We start from the raw sequence: 12604 nt of genomic DNA on the forward strand, positions 1-12604 counted from the left end.
CACTAAGACGTACAGGGGAAGTTTTTATTTCAGAAATTCTTCGGTAATATACTGGCGATCGCAGCACCGGGATCTGGTTGTTTTACCAAAGATTCCCCAATGAGTACGGCAGATGCACCTGCTGTAAGCACTAAACTCAAATCATCTGGGTTATGTAGTCCTGACTCGCTGACAACAAGGATGTTTTTCTCCTGCAATTGGCTACCCCTTGCAGCTAAAAGTTGGCAAGTAGTTTGCAGGTCAACAGAGAAATCTTCCAAATTGCGATTATTTATTCCTACTAAGGAGACACCATCCAAGGCTAACACACGGTCAAGTTCTGCCAAGCTATGGACTTCAATCAAGGCTGCCATTTTCAAGTTATTAGCAATTTTCAGGAAGTATTTCAAATCTTGATCGCCCAGGATAGCCGCAATCAACAAAATCGCATCCGCACCGTGAATCCGTGCCAAGTATATTTGGTAAGCATAAATAATAAACTCTTTGCATAATAGGGGCAAATCTACGGCAGCCCGAACCTTGGCTAAGTTTTCAAAACTACCTTGAAAGAACTTGACATCGGTTAGCACCGAAAGACAACTAGCTTTGCCTTGCTGATAAGATTGGGCGATCGCTACTGGGTCAAAATCTTCTCGGAAAACGCCTTTACTTGGTGAAGCTTTTTTAACTTCGGCAATCAATGCTGGCTTCGTCTTACCTTGACGCAAAGCAGCCACAAAATCACGAGTTGGCGGTGCAGTGAGTACTTGCTTTTGCAATTCTTGTAAAGGAACCTTTTCCCGCATCAGGTCATATTCTATTTCTTTCTGCCAGACAATTTCTTCCAAGATATTGTTTGGCGCTGAATCAGGCACGGCAGCCTGGTAACGCAATATCGATACATCAATAGCTGGATTAGGGGAACGACGACGGATTTGCATAAATTAGGGAATGGGGATTGAGGACTAGGGATTGGGGATTAGGGATTGGGGATTAGAGACTAGAGACTAGGAATGAATTCTTCCCAATCCCCAGTACCCAGTACCCAGTACCCAATCCCTAAATAGCGATCGCTCGTTTATAAGCTTCGTCCAAGACTTCGGAGAGTGTTGGGTGGGCGTGAACTAAATGTGCGAGGCTTTGAACGGATTGACGGTTTGCGATCGCGGCTGACGCTTCATGAATTAAGTCTGAGGCGTGCAGTCCGAAAATGTGAACGCCTAAGACTTCTCCTGTATCTTTGCGATATATCACTTTGGCAATACCGTCGGCTTCATTTTCTGCCAACGCTTTGGAATTCCCTTTGAAGTAACTCCGACTTGTGGCGATTTCAAACCCTTCGGTTTTTCCTAATTCCTTCGCTGCGGTTTCTGTTAAACCTACATAGCTGACTTCTGGGTGGGTAAAAGCTGCTGCGGGGATGCTGCGATAGTCTACTATTCTTTCCCTCCCAACTATATTTTCTACCGCGATGATGCCTTGAGCAGAAGCCGCATGTGCTAACATCATCTTCCCATTAGCATCACCAATTGCCCAGACATTTGGTACTACTTCACCGCCTGATAGCACAGCCATGTGATCGTCAACTGGAATAAAATTCCGCCGATCGAGTTCTATGCCCACAGACTCCAAACCAAGATTTTTGGTCGCTGGGATGCGTCCTGTAGCCACCAAGCAAGCATCTACTTCGATGACATCTACATCTTCTTTGGTTTTGAAATCTGCTAACTCAATTACCACAGGCGAACCAGGGGTGACTTTTTTGGCGTATATCCCTACTTTCGTTTCAATATCGCGGGGAGTAATCAACACCCGTTCGGCAAGTTTGGCAATATCGCGGTCAAATCCTGGCATTAACTGATCTAGGGCTTCAATCAAGGTGATTTCACAACCCAAAGCTGAGTAAACATCAGAAAATTCCAAGCCGATGTAACCACTACCAATAATCGCCACCCAGTCTGGTAACGACTCCAACTTTACACCTTGGTCGCTGGTAAAGACAGTTTTACCATCTACTTCAATCCCTGGAGGTACAAAAGGAATTGAACCAGGGGAAAGGATGATGTCTTTGGCTGTGATGATTTTTTCGCCACCGTCTCCGGTGACAGAGACTTTTTGCGCCCCAGCGATTTTTCCCCAACCTCTGATAATATCGACTCCTAGACGTTTGAGACTGTTGGTTAAGTCCCCTTGAATTTTTGAGACGAGATTATTAGCATGATTAGCGATCGCTTGGCGATCGAATTCCACGTTACCAATTTGAATTCCCAGCGATTTGAGGTGGTGGGCATCGCGTAACTCCCGCACCCGCCCAGATGCCGCCAGCAGTGCTTTAGAAGGAATACAACCCCGATTAACACAGGTTCCTCCCATATCAGCAGCTTCAATAATCGCTGTTTTTAAACCACAACTTACGGCGTGTAAGGCTGCACCATGTCCGCCTACACCAGCGCCGATAATGACTAAATCGTAATCAAATCCTTGACTCACGTTAGGTTCCCCGTCTGCTTCGCCTATTTATTCTCAACTTGACTGACAATCAGCGCAACCCCTTTAACAGTTATCAGTTATCAGTTGTCAGTTTTGTTGCTGGGTTTAAGCCCCCAGCACATAGTTATCAGTGAACACTGGAAACTGCTAACTGATTTAAATCCCCTACCATCCGCCTGATAACTACTTATTGATTTAACGTTCGGGTGTTGCTAACTTCAATTATGATTCACTGACTTCGTGCGAAAAGATGGATGTTTTCAGTAATTATAGTCAAATCTAGATACTTATTTTTTTTATACTCTAAAGGTGAGATGCTCCCGATGGGGGAGCAGGGAGCAAGGGAGAAGAGTTTTCCCCCCTGCCCCTCTGCCTCTTTTCAATTCCCAATTCCCAATGACTAATAACTTTACAGCGCCATCGCCTAACACCTAAGCTGGATTTAGGATTCATCCAGAGGATTTACACAGGCGATTGCTCGATGTCTATTCCCCAAATTACTGAATTTACTATCCGCCGTCATGCCAACACCAAATCTTTCCAACGCGGCGAGGCATACTATGAGGCTGGTGCTGTTCATACTGTTACCCAACGTGGTCATCTGCTTCAAGCCGAAGTTGCAGGTACTGAAGCAAGACCTTATCATGTCAATTTGAGTTTCGATAGCAGTGGGTTAACCTCGGCAAACTGCACCTGTGCCTACAACTTTGACGGTTGGTGCAAACACATTATCGCCACGATGCTTGTCTGTGCGCGTGATTCAGAAAGTATTGAACAGCGCCCCACCCTAGAACAACTACTCAATCGCCTGGATAATATCCAAACTCAAAGGCTGCTGCAAGAGTTGGTAAATGAATACCCACCACTAATTGAGGCGATTGATCGTCATGTAGGTTGGATGACGAATCCGATTATCGAGCAAACAACCATAAGACCTGTACACCGCCTGACTATTGATCCGGCTCCCATTCGGCGGCAAGTCCGGCAAATCATTCGGGATGCTGTGCGCTTCTTTGAGGAAGGGTGTGAAGAAGACCCAATTGCTGAAGAATTGGTGAGTGTGGTGCAAACTGCGGTAGGTTTTAGCGAACGGGGAGAGGGCGAAAATGCGATCGCTATTTTAGAAGCGATTACCTTTACTTGTGTGGAAAATTGGGACGACATTGCAGATTACGGCGCTGAAAATGATGAAATTGTCGGGGAATTAAATGAGGCTTGGTGTGAAGCAATTCTGACTGCTGAACTTACCCCAGAAGAAAAAGTTGATATTCAAATAAATTTGGAAGCTTGGCAAGATGAGTGGAATGCTGATTTTAGCCTAGTGATGGAAGCTTTACGTCAAGGTTGGGATTATCCGCCCCTAGTGCAAGTTCTCCAAGGTAATATTACCGAAAGGGGAGCTTGGGAAGAAGACGTACCAGACTATGCAGATGATTTGGCACTAATTCGGCTAAAAATTCTTGAACGTCAGGAACGTTACCAAGAATACCTCTATTTAGCAGAAGCAGAAGGACAAACCCAGCAGTATCTCACAATGTTAGGGCGTTTGGGCAGAGTAGAAGAAGCAGTTGATGCTGCTCAAACCCAGATGAACTCAATGGAAGAGGCCTTTGCCCTAGCGAAAACACTAAGCGAACAGGGGGCATTACAGCAAGCACTAGATATAGCCCAGAGTGGGTTAAATTTACCAGGTAATTGTCAGCACGAATTAGGAATTTGGACAAGTGATTTAGCTGTTGAGTTGGGTAATAGTGAAGCTGCTTTATTAGCAATTAAAGCGGCTTTTCAAGTCAAGCCCTCCTTTGTTGACTATGAAAAGATGGCAGAATTAGCTGGGGAAAACTGGGAAACTGTCAAAATAGACTTGCTGAGAATTATTCGTACTTATAGTGGTTGGGGAACAGAATCAGCCAAAGTGGATATATTATTGCATGAGGGGCTAATTGATGATGCAATTGCGATCGCTAGTGAACTCAGTTCTTATTATTCAGAATTGATTCATCGCGTCATGAATGCCGCTATTACTCACAATCCTACTTGGGTGATTGCTAATGCGCGTCGCCGTGCCGAAAAGATTATGGATGGAGGTAAGGCAGAATATTACTACTATGCGGTTGAATGGTTAAAAAAAGTCCGTGCCGCCTACTTGGAATCTGGGAAGAAAGCTGACTGGTTAAGCTATCGTGAAAACTTGATGCAAACCCACGCTCGTAAACGTAAATTGATGGGAATGTTGCAGCAAAGGGATATGGAATGAAAGGGGATTGGGAATTGGGAATTGGGAATTGGGCATGGGGAATTGGGAATGGGGAATTGGGAAAACTAGGTTGCGCCACTTGCGGACAAGGCTTTAAACCTTTACCTTTTTTCGTGAAAACTATTAAACGGTGAAATTAATTATGCGTTTACTAAAACCTTTGTAGAGACGTAGTATTGCTACGTCTTTACTTTCTTTTTTACTCAGATTTATAATCGATGCTTTTAAATCTGCATTAACCATATTATTGAGCTTTGAAATTGCTTTTAAATTGAGATTTGCCCAAGATATTAACTTTAACGACAAAAGATGAAGTAAGATTCACATTTGAGACAGTTTCCGTATAATTCCATAGTTACGGACAAAAAATAGTGCAGTGCGATGATTAATAAATATCCTCAGAATCTTATAGCGTCCCATTTACCACTGAGTATGCTTGTATTATTCAGCAGCATATCCTCTAATCCACTCAAAGCTCAGGCTGTTGATACTACACAATTACCAACTAGTACTTTCATCCTTTCACAACAACAACTCCCACCACCACAAGATTTACAACCACCCTTACCTTCGCCAGTTCCCCCACCTGAACTGCCTCAGCCACTTCCCTCACCAGCAGAACTATTTCCCCCCTCTGTCCCAACTCTCACACCTAATGAACCACTACCTGGTAAGTTTCCTCAAACTATTGTTGTTGAACGGTTTGAAGTTGTTGGTAGTACAGTTTTCAGTCCTGAAGAATTAGCCAAAGCTACTGCTGAATTTACCAAACGACCGATCTCGCTGACCCAAGTGTATCAAGCACGCTCTAAAATTACCGATCTATACGTCAGAAATGGTTATATTACCTCTGGTGCATACATCCCACCCCAAACAATCCAATCCGGTGTTGTAAAAATTCAGGTGGTTGAAGGTAAATTAGAAGATATTCAAGTAACTGGAACTCGGCGGTTGAACCCGAATTATGTCCGCAGCCGACTAGCAATAGCTACATCACCGCCTCTGAATCGCCAGCGTCTACTAGAAGCACTACAACTCTTGCAACTGAATCCTTTGATTCAAAACGTTTCTGCTGAACTATCAGCAGGATCACGGACTGGTTCAAGTCTTCTAGAAGTCAAGGTTAATGAGGCAAAAACCTTTAGTAGCCAGATAGTTCTTGATAATGGGCGATCGCCTAGTGTTGGCAGTTTTCGCCGCCGATTACAATTGAATGAAGCCAACTTATTGGGATTGGGAGACGCTCTAGGTGTCGCTTACACTAATACTGATGGTAGCAACTCCCTTGACGCGAACTATACATTACCACTCAATCCCCGCAATGGCACACTGACTTTCAACTATGGCATCACATCAAGCAATGTCATTGAACCTCCTTTCAAGGTTTTAGATATCCACTCAGATTCTCGCTATTACGAACTGACATTCCGCCAGCCAATAGTTCAAACTCCGACACAAGAATTCGCCCTTGGATTGACAGCCTCCCGACGGGAAAGTGATATTTCGTCCTTTCTACAAAGAGAAGGGTTTCCCGGCTCTGTACTTTCGCCTGGGGCTGATGAACAGGGACACACTAAGGTATCTGCATTCCGATTTTTTCAAGAATGGACTAGTCGTAACAGCCGTCAAGTCATCGCTCTGCGCTCTCAATTTAGTTTGGGTATAGATATTTTGAGTCCCACGATTAATCAAAATGCTCCCGATAGCCGTTTTTTTGCTTGGCAAGGGCAAGCGCAGTGGGTACGCCTTTTAGCTCCTGAAACCTTACTATTACTTCGTTTAAATACGCAACTTGCATCTAGAACACTTCTGCCTTTGGAGCAATTTGGCTTAGGTGGACAGGATAGCGTTCGGGGCTACCGTCAAGATTACCTATTAACGGATAATGGCACTTTTGTCTCTGCGGAAGTTCAAGTACCAATTCTGCGCTTACCCAAGATAGATAGCACGTTACAGGTGATTCCCTTTGTGGATTTTGGTGTTGGCTGGAATAGTTCAGATAAAGAGAATCCCAACCCTAATACTTTAGCTGCTGTTGGTCTGGGGTTGCGTTGGTCACAAGGCGATCGCTTCACTGTTCGTCTTGATTGGGGCGTTCCTTTAATATCAGTTGAATCAAATGAGAGAACATTACAAGAAAACGGTCTGTATTTTAGTTTACTGTATAATCCTTTTTAAAATTTAGGTGTTAGAAACAGTTTATTCTTTTACCTCATCTACAATAGATTTCTCTAACGAGACGCTACTTCGACCTAGGAGTACATTAACAAGAGGTTCTTGCCATTAAAAACTAAAAATCAGACGGTTATTTATATAATTCGGAGTTTCTCCACCACTTAGAATAAAAACCCGTAAATATACTATATATTCTTTTCAGTGTTTGATTTTATTCTGGGTATCCTAAGAAAGACAAGGTTGGGCTGAATAGACGAAGGGACAAAGCTGATAACTTATCTCTGGGACTTCCAGTTAAAAATTTTCCAACCAACAATCGTGGTTGTAGGGTGTGTTATCGCGACAAGGTAACACAACTGTTATCTGTAGGTGGTACGTTACTGGCCATAACATACCCTACTGGATAATTTATTTTTTGGAAGTCCAAATGAGTCTAGAAAACAGCTATAACTTCTACCGCAAAACTGATTGAATAATTAGCCATATTATTCAAGAGGTCAATCATAAATAAAATGGTTGGTTTGAAACTCACACCAATTTTGTGATGCCTGCGGCGGGCTACGCCTACGTAGGTGGTGACAAATTTTATGAAGTAAGTTTTGCTAGAAGTTAAGACTTTCAGACCGCACTTCTGGGAGTTGTATTTTTCAGACTAAGACAAAAATATATGAGAATTTGAGGAACAGCCATGCTAGGAAATGAGCGGGAAAAAATACGCCATCTGTTGGTCATCAAAGACCTGCAAGGGCGGAGAACTGTCCCCCTGCTAGAGACTACTTATTCTCTGGGGCGGCATCCTGCAAACACCATTGTCTTGGTTTCCCGGTCAGTATCAATGCAACACGCAATTTTGTTGCGAGTAACTGTTCCAGAGACTGACCAATATGGCTTCCAGATTATTGATGGCAACTTCAAGGGGAAAGGAAGTACTAATGGCTTATTTATAAATGGTACTAAATCCTTTTCTCATAATCTTAGAAATGGAGATACCATTGACTTTGGTAGTCATCAAGCTCAGGCTAAATATTATGCTATCTCCAACATTTCAGAAGAAGCATTTTCTGAATCTTTTGATGTTGAAGATTTATCTGGTTTTCTATCAGAGCAAGCCAGTCCTGCCAATCCTTTTCAAACCCTAGCTATCGATCCCAGCTTGGAAGCAGCTAGTGAGTCTGCCTTAGCTCGCCTAGCATCTTTCCCTGAACTTATCCCCAATCCAATTGTTGAAATGGATTTTGAGGGAATAGTGACTTACATCAATCCTGCTGCTACTCTCAAGTTTCCCAAACTCAGGGAAGTTGGGACAGAGCATCCAATATTAGCAGGACTTTTGAGTACAGTTAAGAATTTAGAAAAAAATTCTTTTGTGCGGGAGGTGGAAGTAGATACAGAAGTTTTTGAACAATCCGTTCTCTACCTTCCTCAAAGTGATTTAATTAGAACTTTTATTATTAGGGATATTACAGAGCAGAAACAAGCTACAGCCGAATTGCGTCAGCGCGATCGCTTGCTGCAAGCAGTTGCAGAAGCCGCTAATTATTTGCTGGGGGAAATGAATTACGAAACTGGTATTGAGCGGGCTTTAGCTATACTGGGCGAAGCTGCCAAAGCAGATCGTGCTTATCTTTTTCAGAACCATCCCCATCCTGCTACAGGGGAAATAGCAGTCAGTTTGCGGTTTGAATGGACGCAATCTTTAATTGAATCTACCCACCAGCATTGGCAAAATCAGGTTTATCAAGGTTCTGGATTAGCCCGTTGGTATACTGTTCTTTGTAGCGGCCAGTCAATTAGTGGACTCACCCAAAAATTTCCTGTGGTCGAACAAGAATTCCTCATTAGAGATGGCATTCAATCCCTTCTTTTGGTGCCTCTCCGCTTGGAAAATGAGTGCTGGGGCTATCTTGGCTTGGCAGACTGCACCTTTGAGCGTCATTGGTCAAAGCACGAAGAATCCACACTTTTAACAATGGCCGCTAGTATCATTGGTGCCCGGCAACGTCAGCAAGTAGAAGAAAAGATTCGCTATCAAGCCCTCCATGACATGCTGACAGGGTTGCCCAATCGCCTACTATTTAACGAACTGCTTAATAAAACTCTGCCCAATGCCACTCGGAATGGCGAAAGTTTAGCTGTGATCTTCCTCGACCTGGATCGCTTCAAGGTAATTAATGACACTCTGGGGCATACTTTGGGAGACCAATTGTTAAAAAACGTCGCTCAAAGACTACAAGATTTACTCAGAGGGGGAGACACTATAGCCCGTTGGGGAGGCGATGAGTTTACTATCTTACTTCCACGAGTCACTGATATTGAAGAAGTAACGCAAGTGGCGTACAGAATTTTACAAACCTTAGAAGATCCTTTTTATCTCCAAGGGCATGAACTTTATGTGACTGCTAGCCTTGGTATTGCGTTGCTTGATAAGAACAGTCCTGATGCTGAAACACTAATCCAGCACGCAGATGCCGCTTTATACTACGCCAAAGACAAAGGGCGAAATAACTACCAATTCTATAGTGTTTCTCTGAGCGCCAAGAATCCTGAACTTCTAACTTTAGAAAAAAGTTTGCGCTATGCCCTAGAACGTGAAGAATTTACGGTGTTTTATCAGCCTCGTGTGAACATTGCCACAGGAGAAATTACTGGTATGGAGGCTCTGTTGCGTTGGCAGCACCCAGAAATGGGATTGGTTGCACCTAGTGTCTTCATTCCTCTCGCCGAAGAAAGCGGATTAATTATCGCCATCGGCGAATGGGTGCTACGGACAGCCTGTATGCAAAATAAAACCTGGCAAGATTCAGGATTGCCACCTATAACTATGGCTGTCAATCTTTCTCTGAAGCAGTTCCGCCAACCCAAATTGGTGGAGATTATAACCACAGTTTTAGAGCAAACGGGTCTAGATGCCCACTTTTTAGAATTAGAAATTATGGAAACCACAGCTATTGAGGACTTGGGTTTTACCAGAACGGTGTTAGAGGAGCTAAAGCAGATGGGTGTTAACATCTCCATTGATGACTTTGGTACGGGTCACTCCTCGCTCTCGCGCCTACAGCTTTTGCCACTCCACAATCTCAAAATAGATCAGTCTTTCATGAGAGATTTGCAGCCGGATTCCAAAGTAGCTCATATTATCCAGGCCATAGTTACCTTGGGACACAGCTTGGGATTGAAGTTGACAGCCGAAGGGGTGGAAACAGAAGAGCAATTGGAGTTCTTGAAATCTATCAGCTGTGAGGAGGTACAGGGCTATTTCTTCTATCGCCCACTTCCTGAACAGAAAGCGACAGAAATCCTCGAAAGTAAACGACCGACGATCTAGTACAAGAAAAAACTGTTTGTACCAGTAACGATACAATATAATCCGTAATTCCTAATTGAATAGGGGTTGATACCCGCGTTTCTATAAACAGCGTGTTTTGTGTCAGGGTTAAAATTCAGTCACAAAACATAATTACGAATTACGAATTGTTTATTGTCCTGCTGCCGACCTTTTTCGTCCTATGCTGCCAGTCATCTATTCCGACGAATTTTTAGATCACAAGACTGGAAAATATCATCCCGAAAAACCAGAACGTTTAAGTGCGATCGCAAATGCCCTAAAAGCAGCTACATTCGCAGATAAAATTGACTGGCGATCGCCCACACCAGTATCAGAACAGCCATCACTGATGTCTATGTTGGTTAAGGCTCATAGCCCAGCTTACATCAAAAAACTTTGGCAAATTGCTTCTAGTGGCGGCGGCCCTTTGGATGGAGATACGCCAGTTTCCCCACGCAGTTATGATGTGGCATTGTTGGCAGTCAGTGCATGGCTAGATGGGGTTGAGGCTGTGTTAAAGTCGGCTAATCCAGCTTTTGTATTGGCACGTCCCCCAGGACATCATGCAGAAAGTGATGCTGGGATGGGCTTTTGCCTATTTTCTAATGCTGCGATCGCCGCTTTCTTTGCCCTCGAACAACCCGGAATTAACCGCGTCGCCATTCTCGATTGGGATGTGCATCACGGTAATGGTACTCAGGCGATCGTCGAAAGTGAAGCACGTATCGCCTACTGTTCCCTACATCAATATCCATGTTATCCCGGTACTGGGAGAGCCACAGAACGCGGCTTTCATAATAATGTATTAAATTTACCAGTACCTCCTGGTAGTGATATTGCAGTATATCAGCCACTATTTGAAAGACAAGTCATACCGTTTTTAGCCAACTTTCAAGCGGATTTGCTGATTGTAAGTGCTGGTTATGATGGCAATGCCGCAGATCCTCTAGCAAGTATCAATTTGCAGCCAGAAGACTATGCTTTATTCACTAATTATTGTCTAGGGTTAACTCGTAAAATTCTGTTTGGCTTAGAAGGTGGTTACGATTTTGATACTCTTTCTCAATCAGTTGTAGCGACAATTGAACCCTGTCTACTTTAACTTTCCTTGTTCCCCTCATTACCGAACAAAAGTTCACAAAAATCAAGCAGGACAAGGTTTATTGAACTGAAGAGTTGGGGACAAGTCTCTCCCCCTTTCTTCCTTTCAAGGATAAGTTCTTTAGCATATCGAAAATAGTTGAGAAAATTCTCAAGTGTTTAACGTAGTTTGGTCGTTTCAGGATTTAAACATCGGTTGAAATAGTTAAAAAATGACCAAATACAAAATATCTACCCTTGTAAGCCCTTTTCTTCCTTGTTTCTTCTTCACGCCCCATACTTAATGCACTTTTTTCTCAAGTTCATCAAATCTTCAGAAATAAAAATTTTGAATGGGGTTCTGAAAGAGCTAAAGTTTTGTTAAGATGCAATTGCTAGCAGTTTCTCAGCGAAATTCACCTATCAGGGTGTGGAGAAATAAAAAGTACTAGCAGCACAAATTTCAAAAGGTGAAGCAATGACCACCTATATTTTTTTCGGTGAAGCCCTACGGATGTTAACTAATGCCTATTTGATATCAGCAGTACTGTTAATAGCAGCTTCTGGTATAGGTTTAGCGGTAATTGAAACAATAGAAAAGGCAGGAGAACGCTAAGTTTACAAATGGCAATTGTAGTTCTTGCCAAAAACCATTGGGTGCAAGTGTTCGCCGTGGATAAATCTTGGGAATACTAAAGCATGAAAGTCTCACAGCGTTACAGTCTTACCTGTAAATCTACCAAACATACAGGTAACTGTAGCGCTATTGAGACTCTAGCCAAGGAGTTACTACAGATGAGTCTATTCGACACTGTGTTGGGTACAGAAAACCAAACCCAAGCAGCACTCAATTCAGCGGAAGCTTTTGCTGTTATTGTCTTGGCGGCAACAGCTTCAGACGGTTATCTTTCTGTTGAGCAAGCAAATTCTATCACTTTTGTGCTGTCTCGGATGAAACTTTTTACAGGTTATCCTCATGAGATGATGAATAGGCTGTTTGACCAAATCTTGGGTATTCTCAAGGGCGATGGTTTTAACGCTTTATTTGATGCAGCAAAGGATTCTCTATCTCAAGACTTGCGGGAATCAGCGTTTGCAGTAGCCACTGATTTCGTCTTAGCTGAAGGTGTTGTAGCTGAAGAAGAAAAAAGCTTCTTAAACGATCTATATCAAGCTTTAGGCGTTTCTCGTGAGATAGCACTACAAATCATGCAAGTAATCTTAATTAAAAACCGGGGATAGGAAAATAAAGCATCTGCTTAATTAAACTATATAAATAGCTTCTAAAAAAGGCGTGC

The 12604-nt window shown here is 43.1% G+C and carries 9 protein-coding genes; 7 read left to right on the forward strand and 2 right to left on the reverse strand.

The features are described 5' to 3' along the window. Positions 1 to 29 precede the first annotated feature (29 nt). Together trpC and lpdA are read right to left on the reverse strand one after the other, a co-directional pair. A complete protein-coding gene (gene trpC / locus FBB35_RS29925) occupies positions 30 to 920 on the reverse strand; it encodes an indole-3-glycerol phosphate synthase TrpC (RefSeq protein WP_174712655.1) in 891 nt (296 codons plus the stop codon). Positions 921 to 1038: 118 nt separating this feature from the next. Continuing rightward, positions 1039 to 2469, reverse strand: coding sequence for a dihydrolipoyl dehydrogenase (lpdA, locus tag FBB35_RS29930; protein ID WP_174712656.1), 1431 nt, complete (start codon positions 2467 to 2469; stop codon positions 1039 to 1041). 481 nt (positions 2470 to 2950) lie between these two features. Between lpdA and FBB35_RS29935 the strand changes: the two genes are divergently transcribed. From FBB35_RS29935 to FBB35_RS29965, 7 genes are all read left to right on the forward strand, one after another. Then, positions 2951 to 4726 (forward strand): SWIM zinc finger family protein, encoded by a 1776-nt coding sequence (locus FBB35_RS29935; RefSeq protein ID WP_174712657.1) that lies wholly within the window; start codon positions 2951 to 2953, stop codon positions 4724 to 4726. Further along, a complete protein-coding gene (locus FBB35_RS29940) occupies positions 4723 to 4860 on the forward strand; it encodes a hypothetical protein (protein ID WP_174712658.1) in 138 nt (45 codons plus the stop codon). The genes FBB35_RS29935 and FBB35_RS29940 overlap by 4 nt, the downstream gene beginning before the upstream one ends. Positions 4861 to 5107: 247 nt before the next feature. After that, positions 5108 to 6904, forward strand: coding sequence for a ShlB/FhaC/HecB family hemolysin secretion/activation protein (locus FBB35_RS29945; RefSeq protein WP_174712659.1), 1797 nt, complete (start codon positions 5108 to 5110; stop codon positions 6902 to 6904). 685 nt (positions 6905 to 7589) lie between these two features. Continuing rightward, complete coding sequence (locus FBB35_RS29950) at positions 7590 to 10226, forward strand: EAL domain-containing protein (protein ID WP_174712660.1); 2637 nt, start codon at positions 7590 to 7592, stop codon at positions 10224 to 10226. A gap of 181 nt (positions 10227 to 10407) precedes the next feature. After that, the gene (locus tag FBB35_RS29955; protein ID WP_174712661.1) at positions 10408 to 11328 is read left to right on the forward strand and encodes a histone deacetylase; all 921 of its coding nucleotides are present in this window, start codon (positions 10408 to 10410) and stop codon (positions 11326 to 11328) included. A 456-nt stretch (positions 11329 to 11784) separates the two neighbouring features. Then, on the forward strand, positions 11785 to 11922 hold the full coding sequence (locus tag FBB35_RS29960; protein ID WP_041566338.1) for a hypothetical protein: 138 nt from the start codon (positions 11785 to 11787) through the stop codon (positions 11920 to 11922). A gap of 179 nt (positions 11923 to 12101) precedes the next feature. After that, positions 12102 to 12548 carry a tellurite resistance TerB family protein gene (locus FBB35_RS29965; protein WP_174713825.1) on the forward strand — a complete coding sequence of 149 codons (447 nt, stop codon included), beginning with the start codon at positions 12102 to 12104 and terminating at the stop codon, positions 12546 to 12548. The last annotated feature ends 56 nt before the right edge of the window (positions 12549 to 12604 follow it).

The organism is Nostoc sp. TCL240-02 (assembly GCF_013343235.1).
Classification (GTDB): Bacteria; Cyanobacteriota; Cyanobacteriia; order Cyanobacteriales; family Nostocaceae; genus Nostoc.

Excerpts from the sequence above, each read along its gene's own strand:
- trpC (WP_174712655.1), bottom strand. The coding sequence starts at position 920 with ATGCAAATCCGTCGTCGTTCCCCTAATCCAGCTATTGATGTATCGATA.
- FBB35_RS29935 (WP_174712657.1), top strand. The coding sequence starts at position 2,951 with ATGTCTATTCCCCAAATTACTGAATTTACTATCCGCCGTCATGCCAAC.
- FBB35_RS29940 (WP_174712658.1), top strand. The coding sequence starts at position 4,723 with ATGAAAGGGGATTGGGAATTGGGAATTGGGAATTGGGCATGGGGAATT.
- FBB35_RS29945 (WP_174712659.1), top strand. The coding sequence starts at position 5,108 with ATGATTAATAAATATCCTCAGAATCTTATAGCGTCCCATTTACCACTG.
- FBB35_RS29950 (WP_174712660.1), top strand. The coding sequence starts at position 7,590 with ATGCTAGGAAATGAGCGGGAAAAAATACGCCATCTGTTGGTCATCAAA.
- FBB35_RS29955 (WP_174712661.1), top strand. The coding sequence starts at position 10,408 with ATGCTGCCAGTCATCTATTCCGACGAATTTTTAGATCACAAGACTGGA.
- FBB35_RS29960 (WP_041566338.1), top strand. The coding sequence starts at position 11,785 with ATGACCACCTATATTTTTTTCGGTGAAGCCCTACGGATGTTAACTAAT.
- FBB35_RS29965 (WP_174713825.1), top strand. The coding sequence starts at position 12,102 with ATGAGTCTATTCGACACTGTGTTGGGTACAGAAAACCAAACCCAAGCA.